The organism is Candidatus Cloacimonadota bacterium (assembly GCA_021734245.1).
GTDB lineage: Bacteria > Cloacimonadota > Cloacimonadia > Cloacimonadales > TCS61 > B137-G9.
Window position 1 is genome coordinate 1 of record JAIPJH010000061.1, and the last position, 19,094, is coordinate 19,094.

Genomic DNA, 19,094 nt, shown 5'->3' on the forward strand with positions numbered 1-19,094 from the left:
CAATAATTTTCATGGGATTATCTCTCTCAGGAATTGGCCTGGACTCTAATTTTTTGGGGGAGATTTTCCCACTATGGTATATTTGTATAGAAAATAATTAGTTAACGTAAAAAAAAGAAGGTTTTGTGTTACAGAACCGCTTATTAAATAAGGAGGAAATCATGAAAAACATATTTTTAATTATAATTACCTTTTTCTCATTTTCATTATTCTCTCAATCTGTTGAAGAAGAATGGACGCATTATTATGACGGTTATTCTGCCAAAGGAAATGAAACTCTGGCAATAGATAGTTCAGGAGAATATTTATATTTTACCAGCCATGATTACGATGTTGTATCTCTTTACAAAGTTAATGAAACCGGAGAAGTAATCTGGAGACAAGATCAACAATTTCCTGGCTTCTATTTTGCCAATTCCTGTGAAATAAAAACAGATATTTTCGATTTTATCTATGTTTCTGGTTATTGTGATGCTGCTACTACGATGGAAGTGGAATACTTCGTACTGAAATATGATGAAAATGGAAATCTTTTATGGAATGCTGTCTGTGATTATGTAGATTTTATGATGTTTTCCAAAGTTTGGCTTTTTGTTGATTATTCGCAAAATGTTTATATTACAGCTCAATTTCCAGTTGGTGGAACAAGTGATGTAATTACAATAAAATATAATGCTGATGGTCAGGAAGAATGGCATCAGATTTTTGCGGGAGATTGTGGTGGTAACGATTTTCCGGGAGATATTTATGTTGATAGTTCTCAAAATGTTCTAATAACCGGACAAACACAGATCAATTCTACTGAATATGATATTTTCCTCCTGAAATATGCAGCTGATGGACAGATGATCTGGGATCAAACCTACGAAGCAAATACCAGTGCTTATCAATATAATCCAAGAATATGTTTGGATGCTAATGAGGATATTTACTTGATCGGAATGCAGAAATTTGGTGAAAATCATAATTTTGCCATTCTCAAATATGATCAATCAGGAAATCTTCTCTGGATGCGATCTTATGATGGAAATTACTATAATTCTACCGATTGTGCCCGAGATCTGCTGGTAGATGATGAGGGGAATCTTGTTGTATTCGGTGAGGTGGAGAATTATGGCACTTTAATCATTCCTCTGGATTTTGCTTTGATGAAATATTCTTCTGATGGTGATTTGATCTGGCATCAGGAATATTCTGGTCCTGGTCATAAAGATTATCCAAAAGCAATGACGCTGGATCTTAATAATGAGATCTATGTGACTGGAATGATGGAATACTGGTTCAACACTTTGAAGTATGACGAATATGGTTCTCAACTGTGGCAGATATTCTGGGAAGAACCAGAAGATTTACGATATGAAGCTTATGTGACCGATATCCGTGTTAATGATGATGGCGATGTTTATGTTTTGGGCTACAACAATGCTTATGATGTAACTTTGGTGAAATATAATCAACCAGATTTTACACCTGTTTCACAAAATTCGATTCCAGAAATAAAAGCGGAACTTTCCAATTTCCCCAATCCTTTCAATCCTACTACTACGATCAGCTTCAGCGTAACGCAAACATGCCCGTTTGCGACAATTGAGATCTACAATCTGAAAGGACAAAAGGTTAAACAATTCAGTCATGCTGAGCTTTTCGAAGCATATGGTACTGTAAACATCTACTCAGTTAATTGGAATGGAACTGATAATAATTTCAAAGCAGTTTCTACTGGAATTTATTACGCAATCCTGAAACAAAATGGAAAAATGTTGGCAACTCGTAAAATGATCTTGATGAAATAAAAGAGGGGAAAAATGAAAAATTTAGTGACAATATTAATGATATTGATACTTGTATCTTGTAAAACATCTACTGGAAACGATGATAATAATATCATACTTGGTCCAGAGAATGGAACGTATGATTATTATGTGGGTATTTCCTATTCAGGAGATCAATCCAATTATCCAGATACAAATTATCTCTACGTAATTATCGCCAATGAAACAGATGATGAGATTGAGACGATCGAACTGAAAGTAGATGATGAAACTATTGCTCTGGAATATGCAAATTATGAGGGCCGCGTATTTTATATTGCTTATTTCTATTTGGATGTTGATGATATGCTGAATGTAAAGCTGACGGTAAATGAACAGCAGTGTCAGATTGACGTTCCAACAATAAGTGTGTTAAATTGTACTCTTCCAAATGATTTACAACCTAATGAAGATATTTCAATTAATTGGACAATCAACGAGGATCCGCAAGTGATCTATGTGGAAGGTTTTCAATTCAACAGCAGCAATGAAATCGTCGGGCAGGATGGCGAAAATTTGCCAGCTGATGCCAGAAATTTCACAATACCTGCTGACTGGTTGTGGAGTGCAAGTAATATAGATTCCCGATCTATTCAAGTAGGTATTACAAATTTTGTTGTTCAAGATCGTATCGCTGTTGTTATGAGCGATGGAGCTTATAAAAATTACGTATCCAATAAATAAAACATTAATGATACTAAAAAAAGCCGCAGTTAAATTCTGCGGTTTTTTTTAAAATAATGGCCGAGAGGGCAGGAATCGAACCTGCCGTGGACAGTTTTAGCTGCCCATTACTGGTTTTGAAGACCAGTTGAAACACCAGTTCCGTCCTCTCTGATTAGACCAAAAACAAAATTTTACTTTTTGTGTCAAGTTCACTGCTTTCAAAAATAATGCTGAAAATCCAATCTTGACGAAAACTACCTTTGTTTGAAGATGCTGCCCAAATGGAGAATTTATGAAAAATAAACATTTGATAATGGGCACTGCCGGCCATGTCGATCATGGCAAAACGACTCTTATAAAAGCTCTTACCGGTTTCGACTGTGATACACACAAACAGGAAAAAGAACGTGGGATCACCATAAATCTAGGATTTTCACATCTCGATCTGCCAAACGGTAACAGCGTGGGAATTGTGGATGTTCCAGGTCATGCTGATTTTATTAAAACAATGGTTGCCGGAGCTTGCGGAATAGATTTTGTTCTGCTCATCGTGGCTGCCGATGAAAGTGTGATGCCGCAAACGGCGGAGCATCTGCAGATCATGCAATTACTGGGAATCAATAAAGGAATTATCGTTCTTACAAAGATCGATATGGTGGAACCCGATCTGGCTGAATTGGCAGTGGAAGATGTTCGTGATTTTGTTCAGAGATCATTTCTGAAAGATGCTCCTATCATTCCTGTTTCTTCTACTACAAATGAAGGAATTGAAAAACTCATAAATGAGATATCAAATCTGGTAGAAAATATACCCAGCCGAGATGCTTCCGGTGTTTTTCGAATGTATGTGGATCGCGTTTTCACACAGGAAGGTTTTGGAACTATAATGAATGGATCGGTGATTTCCGGTGCTATAAATAGAAATAATCCAATTTATCTTTTACCAGGTGAAAAGGAACTTCGCATTCGCAGATTGGAACATCATGGAAAAGAGGTGGAAGCCGTAAGTGCTGGAGATCGGGCTTCCTTCAATGTGGTTGGATTTAAACAGAAAGATTTCCGGCGCGGTATGCTGCTTTCCAACCAAATTATAAAACCCAGCAAAATGATCGATGTTCGCTTGCAGCTTTTTCAAAATGAAGTTGGATTGGAGCTTTGGAGTCAGGTTATTTTCCTATTGGGAACGAATCGTTTAATGTGTCGCATGCATCTTCTCGATCAAGATTATTTGAATGCCGGAGAAACCGGTCTGGCACAAATTTACCTGCCAACAGAAATCGTTTGTCAGATAGGTGATAAATTTATCATTCGCAATTCATCGGGAAATCTTACTTTGGGTGGAGGAAGTGTTGTCGATCCATATCCACTGCATCACAGGCGCAGACGTGAATCTCAGGTGGAGATTGTGAAAAAACTTTCTACAGGAGAATTGAACGAGATCGTAGCTGCTGAAGTGCGCAAAAAAAACCTTCCCATATCTTACAACGAAATAGCAGAAAAACTACACCTGCAGCCAGATGATCTGATCGATGTGATCTTTAATGAACTGCCGGGTGATATCATGTTTTTCCAGGAAAAAGATAACATTTTGCTGTTACTGAAGAAAATAGCAACTGCTACCCAGAACAAAATTTTATCTAATCTGTTAGAGTATCATAAAAAAAATCCGTTAAAAGAAAATGGTAGAACCTTCAAAGAATTGATGGGAATCTTTGGTAACAACCAGAATGATGAAACAAAATTACTGCTGAAATTAATGTTGGAGATACTCACTTCAGAAGGGAAAATACGCGAAAGAAATAACACCTGGATTCATTCTTCGCATCAAGTTAAGTTGGATGAGGAGACCAAAAAACAAATTCAGGAAGTTGATGATTATTTGAAATCTATTGGCAATGCTTCAGCTGATTTTAACGAAATTGATGAGCATCTCTCAAGTCAGATTTCCGATAAAAAACTGCAGCAGATCCTGGCTTTTTTGCAGGAAGAACAGAAAATCCATTTCATTCAGATGAGATATATGCATGATGATTTTCTTCAGAAAGCCAGGCAAGTTGTGATTGATTTCCTAAAACAAAATGACGAAGGAATTGCAGTTGCCCAGTTCAGGGATATGATTGGCAGCAACCGAGCAAACGCTATTTTAGTTTTAGACTGGCTGGATAATGCCGGAATTACCCTGAGGAAGGGAAATTTCAGATTTCTAACGAAGAAGTTTTTGGAAAAGTAGAAATAAGGTGTTTCTGTTCTGGACTTCACGGGAGTGAAGAGAAAGTGGAGTTCAGAACAATTTGTTAGTAATATTCATTCTGAAGTCCAGTACAAACCTGAACTCCAGTCTGAGAGTTCAACATTCCGAAGACCTGCGGACATTCGGAAGTTAAAAAACTAAAGCCGATTTGATTTCTCAAATCAGCTTTAAATATCTGGTATCCCGTAGGGGAGTCGAACCCCTGTTGCAGGAATGAAAATCCTGAGTCCTAACCACTAGACGAACGGGACACATATGAATTTTTTAATGGTGAGCCTGGATGGATTCGAACCATCGACTCTCTGCTTAAAAGGCAGATACTCTACCACTGAGTTACAGGCCCTAAAGATCTAATGAGGCGTCAAATTAATTTCGGCACTTTGAGTGTCAATAATTTTTGTAATCATATTTAAATAAAAAATTAATTGCATAATTTCCTGTAATTTTAAAATATAGGTAATGCTTTTTAGATGCATGGAAAAGGCTGTGATAATGGTGGTTTTAAAAGATCGAACCCGGGGAGGATTGTTTGAGAAAATCTGTTATTGAACTAAAATTTGAAGAAAAAATCAGAATGCGTTTGAGTGGAAAACCTTTGGAAGTGTTTGAATATCTGGTATCAAATCCTGAGATACAGGCTTTACAAGAATATGCAAATATTGTTTCAATCAAACGTTTGGGATTCAATGATCATGGTCCTGTCCACATGAGAAAAGCTGCTCTGAATTCCATTCTGATGTTCGATCTTCTGAAAAAAGCAAAAATCAAATTGAATTTGGAAAAAGAAGGTGTGGGATGTGCAGAAGACAGTAAAATTTCGGTAATGACAGCAGCTCTTCTGCATGACATCGGTATGACTGTAAGCAGAGATAAACATGAATTTATGAGTGTAAATCTGGGAATTCCAATCATCAACACTATGCTTGAACAATTTTATCACAGCGATATAGTCAAAAAAGTAATTTTACGTTCCACGATTTTAGAATGCATTTTTGGACACATGGCAACCCAGAGCATCAATACTTTGGAAGCCGGTTTAGTTCTTATCGGTGACGGCTGCGACCTGGAACAGGGAAGAGCACGCATCACAACAATGCTATCCGATAAACCGCGTGTGGGAGATATCCATAAATATTCATCTACAGGAATAGATAAGGTTCATATTTCGGAAGGAGATAAACGACCGATAAAAATAAGAGTTGATATGAGTGAATCTGTTGGTTTTTTTCAGGTGGAAGAAGTTCTATTTCCCAAAATTGCTTCCAGTCCGGTAAAAAAATACATAGAATTACATGCTGGTGTGAAAAAGAAAGAATACAAAAAATATTTATAAAAAATTGGAAGGAGAGTTGTTATGAAATTTTGGTTTTTAGTTTTTATTAGTTTTATATTACTATTTGGCTGCAACAAAGTAGATGATGGCAAATGGGGAGAACGTTTTTGGGAAGAAGATGGCTATTTTGTGCAGAAGTGTATCGATGCCAGCAGAATTGATGAAGGTGTCTTAAGAGGAAAAGTAGATGGAAATTGGCAGGAATTCAAGCTAATCGAACTTCCTGAAGCATTCCAAAATTGGAGTTTTAAAAGCAGATTGGAAACTCTGGCAGGTATTCCCAAAGGTGAAATGCCCAGCTTAGATGGTCCTCATAATGGAATAATTGCTACTTATGGTTATCGAAGAGAAGATTCCCGTTTCAGAGTAAATAATGCGATTAAGGGTTGTGGTTTCCTTCCCAAAAAAGAAAAAATGAAAGAAGTGATACAGCTTTTGAAAGATACTTATGACGATGATTACATGGATAAGCTGCAGGTTCTTACCGATCTTTATGAAAACCCATCTGAATATTTTGATATGACAAAACAGATTTCGCTGGAACTCTATTCAGTTCCCGAACGTGGAACACAAACTTTTGTAAATCAGATGACCGATCCGACATCAGTAATCGTATTCATGGATTATCCAACTTTCAAATTGAAAACCCTGGCTTATCTTCTGCATCCGGAAAATCCTGATTTGACTGAATATGAAAAAGATGTAGTGGAATATACGAATCTCATCCATAGTTATTTCCATGGTGATTTTGATAAAACTTTCATCGCTGTGATCTACAATGTGGTGGAAGTATATAACAGTACACCAGGAACAAAAGAAGGCAAAGGTACGAAGATAGTTCCATAAATTTTGGGAAGATGTTAATTTAATAAACTTAAGGAGTTGAAATGGGTTTAACATTTCAAAAAGAGCTGAATTCTCAGATCTCTGAATACCTGGTAGGAGTGGATAAACTTAAGCTTATCGATAAACTTTTAACTGAAAATGAAGCCTGGCGCAAAGAAGCTTTTCTGCACGTTCGAAAACTGCTTTATCACATGGTTAAGAAAAAAGCTTCCGATATGGATTTTGGCGGATATAGAGCCAACAAACGCATCTGGTATCGAACTTTTGGTACCAAAAAACCGGAAATGGAAGTTCCTGCTTATGGTGTGAACGAAACAAACATACTGGCCTTGGCAATAATATCCGAAGCGCAAAAAGAAATTCTGTTTGAAAAGCGCAGTATCGACTTTGCGTTTACTTTGGTGATAAGTGAAAATGAACCAATCGTACGTTATCGTGGCAATGTGTATATGGAACGAAATGAACTCGCAGTAAACTTTCGAATGATAAATCAGAAACTCTTTCCACTCAGCTCATTGCAATTACCTGATCCAATCGTGAAGCGGTTAGATTTGCAGCATGAAAAATCTGGTTTATTCCTTGTAACAGGTATAACCGGTTCAGGAAAAAGTTCAACTCTGGATACGATTGTAGACATGAATAATCACAATAATGAAGCCCAGATGATTATTCTGGGAAATCCTATTGAGTTTATACATCAATCGGATAAATGTATTATCAGTCATCGCGAAGTGGGAGCTGATGTTCTCAGTTTCAATCGAGGTTGTATCGAAGCTCTGCGACAAGACCCGGATATTATCGTGGTGGGAGAGATGCGAGACCCGCAAACTATAGCAACTGTTTTGGAAGTTACCGATAGTGGGCATAAAGTTTTTTCTACTTTGCATACCAGTTCTACAGTTGACAGTATTCACAGAATGATAGCCGAATTTCCTCCTGATGAACAGGAAAGAATCAGGTACCGTCTGGCAGATGTGCTGAAAGTAGTGATCTCTCAGAAACTCGTTCCCAATAAAAAGGGAAGTGTTACACTGGCGAAGGAAATTTTAGCTGTGGATTCTTCGGTGCAGGCAGCTATCAGAAATGGTAATATTGCCGAAATTTTCCAGATGATCACCGAAGGTAAAGACAAGGGAATGTACACCATGCAACAGGATCTTTATCGTTTGTATCGCTCGGGAATCATTGAAGCCAAAACAGCGATGAGTTTTGCCAATAATAAGAAGGTAATGGCGAATTTATTGAAGTTTCAGAAGAACTAAATATTCGAATAGGAAGGCTAATCTCTTGTCATTCAGCTCCGGCTGCGTAAGGTGAATTTCGTAGCTCCGGCTATAGTATTGTTGTAAAAGCAAGTAGATTTTCAGTCTTCCATTTACCAATTACAAATAATCTGAGCGAAAGCTCGAAGTTTTTCTGGTTGTTGCCACACATCAGAAATTTTCATTTGAATTTCAAAATTGCTGGAAATATGATATTTCGCCAGTAAATACGAATTGATTCCATCACCCGATACCACGCTGTTCTGCATGATTCCATCCACATTGTTTTCATAAACGTAATGTTTAACTTTGAAAGGTGAAGTATCCGATTTGTAGAATGTTAACTGACCGATCAGTTCCAGTTTTTCCAATTTCAATTTCAGCTGTTCATAAAACAGAAATCCGCTGGTGTAAACTTTTTCTTCTGCCAGGTATTCCGAAACGAATTCTCCGCGAGTTTTGAATGTAAAATCATGCAATTTTTGCCACCAGTCAAATCTGATTAAAGTTCGCTCGTAATCTCGAATTTTTGCTTCATCCAGGCTGATATATTTTTCTTTGAATTTGTGCTGCAAAGTCAAGCGGATAGATTGCGTAGAAAAATGCGATTCCCACTGCAGAAATTGTTCGCTACCTACTGTCGGCATTTTCTCAAAATACCTGGTTTTGGGAAAACTCCAGACATCAAAATAAGCATTGATCTTGTTTCGTTTGGCAGGAATTATCGTGATTCCATAATAAAGTCCGGTTTCGTTATCAAAATTGCTTTGACTGGAAAAAGCATTTCCATGCCAGGTTGGAATATCTTTCTGGTACCAGCGGAAAACCAGAAGCTGGCGCAGCTTATTTTCTCCGAATTTCATTCCAGCCAAAGCACCAAATTTATCGTCGATCAATGCAGCTTCAGCAAATATCGGATAGCCGTTGTTATTGATCATGAAATAAAGATTTCCAGCAGAATATCCGGAATTCGAACTATCAGCAAAGTCGTGATCAAAATTGAAACGAGAAAATCCCGTTCCAATTTCAAAGGATTCTTTTTCATATTGAATTGCTGTTCCAAACAGTTTTTCCTGTACATTATTCTTCTTGGATTCGTCAAAATGAAAACCGGTTTCATTGAATGAAGTGATCGCTTTTGTAGAGTCGAGATTTGCACTGAAATCATTAACGGAAACAAATGGAATAATTCGGAATTTGGATAATTTCAGTTCTCCGGCAATTCCCTGTAGATCCCAGATCTCAAAAGAACTTGTATAAGGTTTTATCGAGTTGTATCGTTTTACCGGAACCGAGGTAGCAGCAGCACTTTTACTCATTCCCAACTTGGGTGCAAAAACCAAACCCTGTCCCAGAGCAATGCGAAATTTTCCTAAAACAAGATTCTGAAGAAATCCAGAATTTTGGTACTGCATATAATAGCTGTAAAAATCAACTGGATCGGTTTCACCTTCATCTTTTTGAGATAGAAATCCAGCCTGAAATTTTCCGTATTCGGCTTTTGTTCGCTGAAAATATTTGGCTGTTGAAGGATAATCTTCTTTTGCTTCATTGAATTCGACTCGGGTTTGATTTTGAATTTTCACCTTTTCTTTGGCTGCAAAAATGATGTAATCACTGATATCGGAAATCGTGATCTCATCGATACCAATTTCTGCCAGTTGTTTTGAACTTATTATTTCAGTTTTTTCCCGAAAAGAAATTATCAGATCAATATCCTGTTCTGAAAGCCAGGGTAATTGCAGCAGATCATTTTTGGATGCTGTGTTGATGTTGAGTGGATTTTGCTTAAGTTTCTGCAGAATATCGCTAAGTTCGGTGGAATGATAGGTTTCTTCTTCCAAACTGAAGATCTTTTCTTCGGCATCTTCGGCTGCCAAAATACCAATAAAAAAGAGAAATATGGAGCAAAATATAATTTTAGATTTCATAACAAATAGAAATGTATTGAGTTAAGTCTAAATATTGATGGGTTCGAATGCTGTAGGAGATTTTAAATTTCTGCAAATTGAATACAGTTCCAATTCCGATCCTGTCTGGTTCGAACTGATAACCAGCTAGAATTTTCATGATTTGAAATGGCTGATAAGATGCAGCAAATTTGAAACTGAAATCAAAATCATCTTCTTTTTCCAGTCCAACAGAAAATGCACTATTAGGTGTGATCTGATAGCAACTTTCCCACATAATTGTAATTGGAAGTTTCAATTCTAAAAATTTGGCCTGAGATAAATTATGAACAGCAATCCCACTACTGAAATTGGAATTAGTCCAAACCATACCAGCGTTCAGCAGATAAGAACTGGCATCGTGATAATTTTCCACTTTGTTCCTTAGAATTTGCACCGCACCGGCAAATGTGAATGAGTTGAATTTGTAACCGATCGCTAAATTTGTTCTGCTTTCTGTGAGATATTCCTGATCGAGATAAGACTCACCCAGATGCAGAGATTTTTTTCCAAAAGAATAAACTGCATGAACATTGTAGTAAGGAAGTTCCTGCATTCCAAAAAGATAAGTGGCAGAAGTTTCGATTCCCTGCTGAAGAATTGCAGGATTCGATATTGCCGAAGCTGGAGTTGGATGGATCAGATTCAAACCGTTTGCAGAATTTTGGACTGCTGAAACTGGTAGGTTGAGATCGATAGCATATAGGGGTAAAATGGACAAAATAATAACAAATAATATAAATTTCATGGTTCCTCCGAACGGAGATAGATAAAATAATTTTTATTTTTTTAATTAATTTAGCAGTATAAAGTTAACTGATAATATTTTGTTGCGAAATTAGTGAAAAAGCTGCCGCAGCAACCAAAGCTGCGGCATAAACAAATTTACGAAATTATTCGTTGATAATTTCTACAATAGCACTTGTAATCGTATTTCTGTTGGGATCTAGTAGAAATACACGATAGAAACCGGCTTCACCAAAATTGATGTTGTCGAAATAAATATAATCCAAATCCGGATCGACATCAAATTCATAATCGTTGTAATATTCAAAGTCACCTTCCCGCGGATTATACTTGTCTAACTGCACATAAATTTTGGTGTAAAAGATCGGTGCTTCCAAAAGTGTAACTACAGTAAGGTCGCCGGTAAAAAAACGATCTCCTGCGCTAATTTCACCTTCGGTTGCATCATATCTGGTGCAAAAATACAAAAGGTCGCATGATTGTGCTGCGATCGTAACAGAAAATGCAAACATTAAAAATAGAATAATAATTAATTTCTTCATTCCCCCTCCTGAACAGCTAAAATCTATCTTTTTAAAATATTCACAACAATTAACTTGATTTCGAAAGCCATATTTTTAGCTTCCAAAGCTTCTTCTTTGGAAGGTTCATACATATCATCCGGGTATCTCATTTCAATAGCATAACTATTTAAAGTTGAAGCATAATCGAAATACTTTGATAAGATATCTACTTTATCACTCAAAAGTTCCAACAAGTAAAAAATATCATGGGATTTCTTGTAAGAAATCTCATATGCTGTTAAGCACCCTTTCAAATATTTTTCAGCAGCTTGTTGGCAATGATAACAGATAACATCTGTAAAAGCAACATCGTTCTTTATGGCAAGTTCAACAATACCTAAGTCATTTTCAGCTTTGTGAAACCACTCATTTACAAGATCAGTTTTCTCTTTCATACAAAACCTTGCTGGAATGAAAAACATTGTAGATGAATGAATTCTTAACATTTTTCCATTTTTCAATTTCTTCGGGAGTGTATTCAATAATGTCAAACGGTAGTTTTAAACCTTTCAATAAGAATCGAATTTTTCTACTTCTTTTATATCTGGGAAGGTCGCTGTTTTTTATTACGAGTAAATCTATATCGCTATCTTTATTGGTATCTCCATTTGCCTGTGAGCCATAGATTAACAACTTTTCAGGATTATGATTCTCAACAATGCGTTTAACAATTTCTTGAATCAATTTTTCATTTAGCATCAAAGATTCCTATTAAATCCTATCTTCACTTTCCAGATCGAAGAAGTGAGCTTTTTTCATATCGAAAGTAATCTCAATTTCCTTATCGATGGGAGGGAACTTCTTCGGATCGAAACGAGCTGTAAATTTAGCATCTTTGGTTTCCAGGAAAACTATAAATTCATTTCCCATTGGTTCGACGACTTCACACATTGCTTTAATCTTTTGCGGAAATTCTGCCATCTGATCGTAAGCAGCATCATAAATATCTTCCGGACGAATTCCCATCATAACTTCTTTATTTATATATTTTTTCATTCTATCTGCATCCGGAATTTCCACTTCAATAGTATCTGTTACAAACTTGATCTTTTTATTTTTTTCAAAAACTTTTCCTTTTATCTGATTTATGGCAGGACTTCCCACAAAACCTGCTACAAAAAGATTTACCGGTTCGTTGTAAATCTTCAGCGGAGAAGCGATCTGATGGATCACGCCATCTTTCATTACCACCATTTTATCTGCCATTGTCATTGCTTCCACCTGATCGTGAGTTACATAAATAATGGTTGTATCGAGCTTCTTGTGGAGTTTGATGATCTCAGCACGCATTTGCACACGCAGCTTTGCATCCAGGTTGGAAAGTGGTTCGTCGAACAGGAAAACTTTTGGTTTACGAACGATTGCTCTTCCCAAAGCTACACGCTGACGCTGGCCACCCGAAAGTTGTTTAGGCTTGCGATCTAAAAGTTCCTCAATCTCCAGGAGTTCAGCAGATTCTTTTACGATCTGATCGATCTCTGATTTTGGATATTTACGCAATTGTAAAGCGAATGCCATATTGTCATAAACCGTCATGTGCGGATAAAGCGCATAATTTTGAAAAACCATGGCAATATCTCGGTCTTTGGGCAAAATATCATTTACAATCTTATCGCCAATTGCAATTTCTCCAGCGGTGATCGTTTCCAAACCTGCGATCATGCGAAGTGTAGTTGTTTTGCCGCAGCCGGAAGGTCCGACTAATATTACAAATTCTTTATCTTCTGCAGTAAAATTTGCCTTCTTTACTGCTTGAAATCCGTTATCATAAATCTTGTCGACGTTTTTTACTATTACTTCAGCCATTTATTCCCTCATTTTATTTCATTCTCAATTAATTTCGTAGAATGTAGTTATTATTGTCAAATAATTTGTGAAATGTTATGTTATAGTCATTAAATATTTCCTTCAGAATTTCATTGTCAAACAGACCGTGAAATCCAATTTGGCAATAGTAAGTAAAGGAAGGTGAAATATGAATACTGGAACGAAAACCTGGATAAAATTAGGAATTTTTTTGATCATGCTGATCATTATAGTTATTGATTTTTTTGTGATAAGATATTTACAAAAAAAAATGGATAATATCACAATTATAACATATCAGGACAGCACGCTTTTACGTGTTTCCCCCAAATCTTTAAACGAACCGACAATTCTGGTAACTCAGCAATTTGTGGATAAATTCAATCATTACAAATCACCTTTCAATGATGGTATGACTTTCGATCAATTGATCGATGAATATATCCGAAACCGTTGGAGTGATCATTATGGCTGTGTTCGCGGAACAGCAGAAAAGAAACGAATTCATGAAGGTATCGATCTTTTTGTTCCCGAAAATACTCCGGTTTATCCACTCACAGATTATGGAATCGTTACAGAAGCCAGCGATAATCCTCATTATCTGGTGGAAGTGGATTACAAGAAAAAAGACGGATCCGTACATCAAACCAAGATCGAGTATGGAAAAACAGTCCGCATTCTCTATCCGGAAGGCATCGAAAGTATCTACACGCATTTGAATGAAGTTTATGTGCAGGCGGGACAGGAAGTAAATAGCGATACAATAATTGGGCTTACAGGTTTAACAGGAAATATTCGCAACAGCGGAAAAGCATCGCATCTGCATCTGGAATTACGCGATAAGAATAATAGATCTTTCGATCCGCGCCATCGACTGAGATTCGATCAGGGGTCCCTGGAATTTTTTTTAGAGCATTTGAAGCTGGGAGAGTAGGAAAAACTATTTATTCAAAAACGTCCTGATCAGATTTGCACAAACATGATAGCGATATTCTTTATCGGAACGCAGATCAGAAATTGGTGTGATCTCCTGGTTTAGAATTTCTTCAACTTTGTTATAATCGATTTCTGTGATGGCTTTTCCCTGTAGATATTCTTCCATTTTGGGAAGACGTCGTGCATATTCATTCAAACTTCCCACAGCCAGTTTTATCTCTGAAATTTTTTCGAAAGATTCTTTTTTCAATCCTGCCAGAGCAACTTTGGCGATGGTAAGAGTTTTGCGTGCTCCCACTTTTTCGTAAAAAGTTTTATAACCTTCTTCAGCATTTTTAAGAATAATAATGCGATAAATTATCTCTTCCGGTTTCATTACATGCAGCTTATATCCTTTAAAGAAGTCAGAAATTGAAATTGAACGGGAATTGCCAGCAGACTTCAATTCCAATTTTGCATCTAATATCAGTAAAAGCGGCATCACGTCAGCGGTTGGAGAACCGTTGGCAATATTCCCGCCAATCGTAGCAGAAGTCTGCAATATAGGAGAAGCAAAGTAATCCAGGGAGTTCTGGAAAAAAGGCAGATATTTTTTGATGATGGGAGATTTTAATATTTCAAAGAAAGTGGTTGTAGCTCCTATGGAAATCTCAAATTCACTTTCCGAAATTCCATTCAATTCCTTTAGGTGATTGATGTAGATAACTTCACCTTTGTCAATTATATCGTTTTTGATCTGAACATTGATGTCCGTTCCACCGGCTAAAAAATATCTATTTTCAGTGCTTTCCTGCAATCTTGAAAGCAAGTCTGTTAAATTCTCTGGTTTATAAAATTCCATAATAACCTACCAAATAATAATCATTTAATTCGGTTGCAATTTTCATTCCTGCCTGAAAGTTAATTGATGCTATTTCTCTTTTCGCTGGCAAGCCAACAGCACGGATTCAAAAATTTTCTGATAACCGGTACAGCGGCAGATATTACCTGAAAGTGCTCTTTTGATCTTCTCTAAACTCGCTTCGCCATCTGATTTTAAATAATAATATGATGAAACGAAAAATCCCGGAAAACAGAATCCGCATTGTACGGCGTTTGTTTCATCGTAGCAGTCGATCAAAAGTTTTCCAAGTGGAAGTTCTGCCAGACCTTCGGAAGTCATAACTTCTTTTCCTTCGGCGTGAATTACATTTACAATGCAGCTGGTTACGGGCTTGCCATCCAGCAGAACTGTGCAGGCGCCGCATTCTCCTTCGCCGCAACTTTCTTTTGTTCCAGTAAGTTGGAAGTCTTCGCGAAGTACATCCAAAAGACGTTTCATGGGTTCTACATCGACTGAAACAGATTTACCATTCAATTTGAAATTTATTATCATTTATTCCTCGCTTTTTTCAACCGCGGATAAACGCGAATATTTTGCCACTGACTTACACAGACTTTTCACTGACTTTTTTTTCAAAATAATCTTTGGTGAAAATTCTTCTTCTGAATTCAAATTTTGCACCGAAATTGACTAGCATTCCCACTTTGATCCCAATTCATCGTGAACATTATAAAAACAGCGAATTATTTTATCGGTAATATCCTCATACAAATATTTTGTTTTCATTATTTTCCTCCCAAAAATATCTATTGTCTGTGTCCGTCTGTGCAAGTCTGCGGCTGATGAAGTTTTTTGAATATATTCTCCGGTGTCATGGGATATTCATTGATTTTTGTTCCCAAAGCAAAAAGCACAGCATTCCGAATTGAAGGTGCAGGAAAGTCCATCGGAATTTCTCCCAGACCTTTTGCAATCGGGCTGTCGGTGTGAATGAATTCAATATTCATTTTTGGAATATCTACTGAAGTTGGCAGTGTGTAATCTGTGAAACCGTGCATTCTACCAAATTCCGGTTTGTAGAAAAATTCGCTGAGTCCGTAACCCAGACCCTGCACAATGCCGCCTTCTGCCTGTCCCATTGCAATTTTGGGATTTGCTAATTTTCCAATGTCCAGCACGCTCCAGTTTTTAGTCAGCTCTATTTTATATGTATCAGCATGGTAATAAATTTCTGTAACGCAAGCAGCCCAGGAATAATCTTTGTAACCGGTTCCCTGATAAGTTTCTTCATCAAATTGCACGGATGGATCGGGTTTGAAATTCCTGTGGAATTCTTTTGGAAACTCATTTTGATGAGCAGCAACATATTCTTCCAAGTTTTCAAATCCGAGTTTTTCCTTTATTTCCAAGGCCAGGTCTTGCAAAAGGTTGCCGATTATATAGATCGTGCGGGAAGCAACTGTCGGTCCGCTGTTGGGAGTTTTGCTGGTATTGGGAAGCTGCACCCAGCATTTTTCTCGAGGATGATCTATCGCTTCAAAGAACATTTGAGCCAAAGTGGTGTGAGCTCCCTGTCCCATATCGGTATTTGCTACGTAAATTTCCACGTTCGCTTCTTTATTGATGATAACTTTAACTTCCGAATTAAGTACTTTCTCGCCGTTTCCGGTGTAGCCGCCACCATGATAACCAACCGAAACTCCAATTCCTTTTTTATCTTTGTGGGTTTTATTCCACTCCCGATATTCCTGAACTTTTTTAAAGTAATCTGATTTTTCGACAACATGTTTCAGGCAGTCGTAAAGATGATCTTCGATGATCTTCTGGGTGCTGGGAAATTCGGAACCGATCCTGAAAAGATTAATTCTTCTAAAAGCTACTGGATCCATTTCCAGATCAGCAGCGATATTATCGACATGAGCTTCGATGGCTGCAAAAGCCTGCGGAGCACCAAAACCGCGAAAAGCTCCGTTGGAAGGTGTGTTGCTGCGCATCAAGCGACCATGAATGTAAGAATCTGGAATTTCATAACCACCAATTGCGTGTAGAACTCCGCGCGATAAAACAACTGGAGAAAGAGTTTGATAACCGCCGGCATCCAACCTGTAATCTATTTCAATTTTCCTTATTTTTTTAGTTTGAGGATCTGTCCAGGTATCGATTTCTACTCGACTGGGATGGCGTTTTGTGGTGATCAGAATATCATCGGAACGATCCAAAACAGATTTTACAGGTTTGCCGCTTTTGAATGAAAGTAAGGAAGTAATTCCTGCCAGCAGACTGGGAAAATCTTCTTTACCGCCAAAAGCTCCACCGATTCCTTCGGAAGTTTCAACAATCGCTTCGTGAATTGCATTTCCCATGATGGCTTCCACACCATCTTTTACGAAAAACGGGCATTGAGATGTTGCTCGAACGAACATGATTTTTTCTTCCGGTTTCCAGATGGCGATCATTCCCTGCGTTTCCAGATATGCCTGTTCCTGATGCGGAGTGTAATAAACTTCGTGGTGATGAAGCCAGTCAGGTTCAATTTTTATGTTTCTGCGATGATCGATGATCAATTCTTTTCCAAAAGCATTTTCCACGTTATCCAAACATTCTTTTATATCGGTGATTGCGGGTAATTCTTCGTATACAACAATTGTTTTTTTGATGAAATCTTTTAAAGTTTTTTTATTGGGATGGGCAATTCCCATGATAACTTGCCCGTAATGAAAAACTTCTTTTTCTGCCATGAACGGCTGATCGCATTCCGGCTCGGGAACAATATTTTCTCCGGGAATATCATGGGCGGAAACCAATGTAAATTCCTGTAGATCGAAACCTTCGGGGAATTTGATTTCTTTGATAATTCCGTGATGGCAAGTTGAATATAGAAGCTGTCCAAAAATCATATCCTGATAATTGTAGTCATCCAGGAATTTCCAGGAGCCATTCAGTTTGGGAACAGCATCGAATTTTCTAATATTTTTCATGATTTCTCCACAAGAACAATTTTTAAAATATGTTTATATTTTTCCTTGTTTTTTAGATCTTCGATTAATTCTTCAAAAGTAATTGTTGGTTCAAATTCTCTTTGTTTGATTGCCTGAAGGTCTTCAAATAATTCCAATTCTTCAATGCGTTTATTATTGGCAATTCGAAGTTTGGGAAAAATTAGTTTTTTTAATCTTAAAATAATATTACTAATTTTCATTCCAAACCTCCTGAATGAGACAGGTTCAAATTTTGATTTTACGTCAACTCATAATTTCAATTCGGATAAAGATTTTATCGGTCTGGGAATTTTTATCAAGCTTTGAACAGAATCCAGATCTTTCAAGCCACTGCCGGTCAGTAAAACTACATTTTTGGATTTATCTGCGATTTTGTTCAAATCAGAATATTTAATTAATCCGCCAAAAGCGGCAGCTGCAGCCGGTTCGGCAAAGATGCCGGTATTTTCACTCAGAATCTTGGAAGCAGATAAAATTTCTTCATCGCTTACAGCAATTGCTTCTCCATTATATTTATCGATGTATTTTTTGGTCATCCAGTAGTTGCGCGGCAGATCAACAGCGATGGAATCGGCAATTGTCCGGGAAGGTTTGGAAATGAATTTATCTGCATTCAAATTGCGCACGATATTATCACTTTTTGCGGATTGCACAGCCACGACAGTCGGCATTTTATCGATGAGATCAAGTTTGAGCAGATCCTCAAATCCTTTATAAACTCCGCTGATAATGCAGCCGTCGCCCACCGGCACAAAAATCCGATCCGGAATCTCTCTTTTCATCTGCTGGAAAATCTCAAATGAAACAATTTTCTTTCCTTCTATCGTGAAGGGATTGTAGGCAGTGTTTCTATTATACCAGCCAAATTTCTTTGTAGCTTCGATGCTGAGTTCAAAAGCATCATCATAAGTTCCATCCACAGGAATGATGCGAGCTCCGTACATGCAGATTTGAGTAAGTTTTGCTTTGGGAGCAGAAGCCGGAACAAAGATTACTGCTCTCAAATTTTGAGCCGCACAAATTCCAGCCAGAGAAGATCCGGCATTACCTGTGGAAGCTGCTACGATCGTATCGAATCCTTGTTCTTTTGCGACTGCACAAA

At 37.4% G+C, this 19,094-nt stretch carries 18 protein-coding genes and 3 tRNA genes; 7 read left to right on the forward strand and 14 right to left on the reverse strand.

Annotated features, from left to right (window positions below; translation table 11 throughout):
* Positions 1-161: 161 nt before the first annotated feature.
* Positions 162-1,793, forward strand: a complete 1,632-nt coding sequence (locus K9N40_09470) for a T9SS type A sorting domain-containing protein (protein ID MCF7814697.1) — start codon at positions 162-164, stop codon at positions 1,791-1,793.
* A 12-nt stretch (positions 1,794-1,805) separates the two neighbouring features.
* Positions 1,806-2,495, forward strand: a complete 690-nt coding sequence (locus tag K9N40_09475; protein ID MCF7814698.1) for a hypothetical protein — start codon at positions 1,806-1,808, stop codon at positions 2,493-2,495.
* 57 nt (positions 2,496-2,552) lie between these two features.
* On the opposite strand, the gene K9N40_09480 is transcribed toward K9N40_09475, so the two are convergent.
* Positions 2,553-2,646: transfer RNA gene (locus K9N40_09480), tRNA-Sec, on the reverse strand.
* A gap of 123 nt (positions 2,647-2,769) precedes the next feature.
* On the opposite strand from K9N40_09480, the gene selB reads away from it, so the two are divergent.
* Positions 2,770-4,707: a selenocysteine-specific translation elongation factor gene (gene selB / locus K9N40_09485; GenBank protein ID MCF7814699.1), complete on the forward strand. Its 1,938-nt coding sequence runs from the start codon at positions 2,770-2,772 to the stop codon at positions 4,705-4,707.
* A gap of 197 nt (positions 4,708-4,904) precedes the next feature.
* Here selB and K9N40_09490 read toward each other — a convergent pair.
* Together K9N40_09490 and K9N40_09495 are read right to left on the reverse strand one after the other, a co-directional pair.
* Positions 4,905-4,979: transfer RNA gene (locus K9N40_09490), tRNA-Glu, on the reverse strand.
* Between the two features lie 17 nt (positions 4,980-4,996).
* Positions 4,997-5,071 (reverse strand) — tRNA-Lys (locus K9N40_09495).
* Positions 5,072-5,257: 186 nt separating this feature from the next.
* Between K9N40_09495 and K9N40_09500 the strand changes: the two genes are divergently transcribed.
* Genes K9N40_09500 through tadA form a run of 3 tightly spaced genes read left to right on the forward strand, consistent with a single transcriptional unit; the run spans position 5,258 to position 8,169 of the window.
* Complete coding sequence (locus tag K9N40_09500; protein ID MCF7814700.1) at positions 5,258-6,061, forward strand: phosphohydrolase; 804 nt, start codon at positions 5,258-5,260, stop codon at positions 6,059-6,061.
* 21 nt (positions 6,062-6,082) lie between these two features.
* Positions 6,083-6,907: a hypothetical protein gene (locus tag K9N40_09505; GenBank protein MCF7814701.1), complete on the forward strand. Its 825-nt coding sequence runs from the start codon at positions 6,083-6,085 to the stop codon at positions 6,905-6,907.
* A 41-nt stretch (positions 6,908-6,948) separates the two neighbouring features.
* Positions 6,949-8,169, forward strand: coding sequence for a Flp pilus assembly complex ATPase component TadA (tadA, locus tag K9N40_09510; protein MCF7814702.1), 1,221 nt, complete (start codon positions 6,949-6,951; stop codon positions 8,167-8,169).
* A gap of 113 nt (positions 8,170-8,282) precedes the next feature.
* On the opposite strand, the gene K9N40_09515 is transcribed toward tadA, so the two are convergent.
* The 6 genes from K9N40_09515 to ugpC all read right to left on the reverse strand — a co-directional run bounded on the left by K9N40_09515 (position 8,283) and on the right by ugpC (position 13,234).
* Positions 8,283-10,100, reverse strand: a complete 1,818-nt coding sequence (locus K9N40_09515; GenBank protein ID MCF7814703.1) for a helix-hairpin-helix domain-containing protein — start codon at positions 10,098-10,100, stop codon at positions 8,283-8,285.
* Positions 10,090-10,866 carry a hypothetical protein gene (locus K9N40_09520; GenBank protein MCF7814704.1) on the reverse strand — a complete coding sequence of 259 codons (777 nt, stop codon included), beginning with the start codon at positions 10,864-10,866 and terminating at the stop codon, positions 10,090-10,092. The genes K9N40_09515 and K9N40_09520 overlap by 11 nt, the downstream gene beginning before the upstream one ends.
* Before the next feature lie 145 nt (positions 10,867-11,011).
* A complete protein-coding gene (locus K9N40_09525) occupies positions 11,012-11,407 on the reverse strand; it encodes a hypothetical protein (protein MCF7814705.1) in 396 nt (131 codons plus the stop codon).
* A gap of 23 nt (positions 11,408-11,430) precedes the next feature.
* Positions 11,431-11,823, reverse strand: coding sequence for a HEPN domain-containing protein (locus K9N40_09530; GenBank protein ID MCF7814706.1), 393 nt, complete (start codon positions 11,821-11,823; stop codon positions 11,431-11,433).
* On the reverse strand, positions 11,807-12,127 hold the full coding sequence (locus K9N40_09535) for a nucleotidyltransferase domain-containing protein (GenBank protein ID MCF7814707.1): 321 nt from the start codon (positions 12,125-12,127) through the stop codon (positions 11,807-11,809). The genes K9N40_09530 and K9N40_09535 overlap by 17 nt, the downstream gene beginning before the upstream one ends.
* A 12-nt stretch (positions 12,128-12,139) precedes the next feature.
* Positions 12,140-13,234, reverse strand: a complete 1,095-nt coding sequence (ugpC, locus tag K9N40_09540; GenBank protein ID MCF7814708.1) for a sn-glycerol-3-phosphate ABC transporter ATP-binding protein UgpC — start codon at positions 13,232-13,234, stop codon at positions 12,140-12,142.
* 169 nt (positions 13,235-13,403) lie between these two features.
* Between ugpC and K9N40_09545 the strand changes: the two genes are divergently transcribed.
* Positions 13,404-14,168, forward strand: coding sequence for a M23 family metallopeptidase (locus K9N40_09545; GenBank protein MCF7814709.1), 765 nt, complete (start codon positions 13,404-13,406; stop codon positions 14,166-14,168).
* A 6-nt stretch (positions 14,169-14,174) separates the two neighbouring features.
* On the opposite strand, the gene K9N40_09550 is transcribed toward K9N40_09545, so the two are convergent.
* From K9N40_09550 to K9N40_09570, 5 genes are all read right to left on the reverse strand, one after another.
* Positions 14,175-15,011: a xanthine dehydrogenase family protein subunit M gene (locus K9N40_09550; protein MCF7814710.1), complete on the reverse strand. Its 837-nt coding sequence runs from the start codon at positions 15,009-15,011 to the stop codon at positions 14,175-14,177.
* A 69-nt stretch (positions 15,012-15,080) separates the two neighbouring features.
* The gene (locus K9N40_09555; GenBank protein MCF7814711.1) at positions 15,081-15,545 is read right to left on the reverse strand and encodes a (2Fe-2S)-binding protein; all 465 of its coding nucleotides are present in this window, start codon (positions 15,543-15,545) and stop codon (positions 15,081-15,083) included.
* A gap of 254 nt (positions 15,546-15,799) precedes the next feature.
* Positions 15,800-17,971, reverse strand: a complete 2,172-nt coding sequence (locus K9N40_09560) for a molybdopterin-dependent oxidoreductase (protein MCF7814712.1) — start codon at positions 17,969-17,971, stop codon at positions 15,800-15,802.
* Positions 17,968-18,192, reverse strand: coding sequence for a hypothetical protein (locus K9N40_09565; GenBank protein MCF7814713.1), 225 nt, complete (start codon positions 18,190-18,192; stop codon positions 17,968-17,970). Before K9N40_09565 ends, K9N40_09560 begins: the two co-directional genes overlap by 4 nt.
* A gap of 48 nt (positions 18,193-18,240) precedes the next feature.
* Positions 18,241-19,094: pyridoxal-phosphate dependent enzyme (locus tag K9N40_09570; GenBank protein ID MCF7814714.1), on the reverse strand; the 854-nt coding region annotated here is incomplete at its 5' end.

What these genes read in the sequence shown, in the direction of transcription:
- selB (MCF7814699.1), top strand. Translation starts at nt 2,770, where the DNA reads ATGAAAAATAAACATTTGATAATGGGCACTGCCGGCCATGTCGATCAT.
- K9N40_09515 (MCF7814703.1), bottom strand. Translation starts at nt 10,100, where the DNA reads ATGAAATCTAAAATTATATTTTGCTCCATATTTCTCTTTTTTATTGGT.
- K9N40_09505 (MCF7814701.1), top strand. Translation starts at nt 6,083, where the DNA reads ATGAAATTTTGGTTTTTAGTTTTTATTAGTTTTATATTACTATTTGGC.
- K9N40_09560 (MCF7814712.1), bottom strand. Translation starts at nt 17,971, where the DNA reads ATGAAAAATATTAGAAAATTCGATGCTGTTCCCAAACTGAATGGCTCC.
- K9N40_09535 (MCF7814707.1), bottom strand. Translation starts at nt 12,127, where the DNA reads ATGCTAAATGAAAAATTGATTCAAGAAATTGTTAAACGCATTGTTGAG.
- K9N40_09475 (MCF7814698.1), top strand. Translation starts at nt 1,806, where the DNA reads ATGAAAAATTTAGTGACAATATTAATGATATTGATACTTGTATCTTGT.
- K9N40_09530 (MCF7814706.1), bottom strand. Translation starts at nt 11,823, where the DNA reads ATGAAAGAGAAAACTGATCTTGTAAATGAGTGGTTTCACAAAGCTGAA.
- K9N40_09545 (MCF7814709.1), top strand. Translation starts at nt 13,404, where the DNA reads ATGAATACTGGAACGAAAACCTGGATAAAATTAGGAATTTTTTTGATC.
- K9N40_09555 (MCF7814711.1), bottom strand. Translation starts at nt 15,545, where the DNA reads ATGATAATAAATTTCAAATTGAATGGTAAATCTGTTTCAGTCGATGTA.
- K9N40_09525 (MCF7814705.1), bottom strand. Translation starts at nt 11,407, where the DNA reads ATGAAGAAATTAATTATTATTCTATTTTTAATGTTTGCATTTTCTGTT.
- K9N40_09565 (MCF7814713.1), bottom strand. Translation starts at nt 18,192, where the DNA reads ATGAAAATTAGTAATATTATTTTAAGATTAAAAAAACTAATTTTTCCC.
- ugpC (MCF7814708.1), bottom strand. Translation starts at nt 13,234, where the DNA reads ATGGCTGAAGTAATAGTAAAAAACGTCGACAAGATTTATGATAACGGA.
- tadA (MCF7814702.1), top strand. Translation starts at nt 6,949, where the DNA reads ATGGGTTTAACATTTCAAAAAGAGCTGAATTCTCAGATCTCTGAATAC.
- K9N40_09550 (MCF7814710.1), bottom strand. Translation starts at nt 15,011, where the DNA reads ATGGAATTTTATAAACCAGAGAATTTAACAGACTTGCTTTCAAGATTG.
- K9N40_09520 (MCF7814704.1), bottom strand. Translation starts at nt 10,866, where the DNA reads ATGAAATTTATATTATTTGTTATTATTTTGTCCATTTTACCCCTATAT.
- K9N40_09470 (MCF7814697.1), top strand. Translation starts at nt 162, where the DNA reads ATGAAAAACATATTTTTAATTATAATTACCTTTTTCTCATTTTCATTA.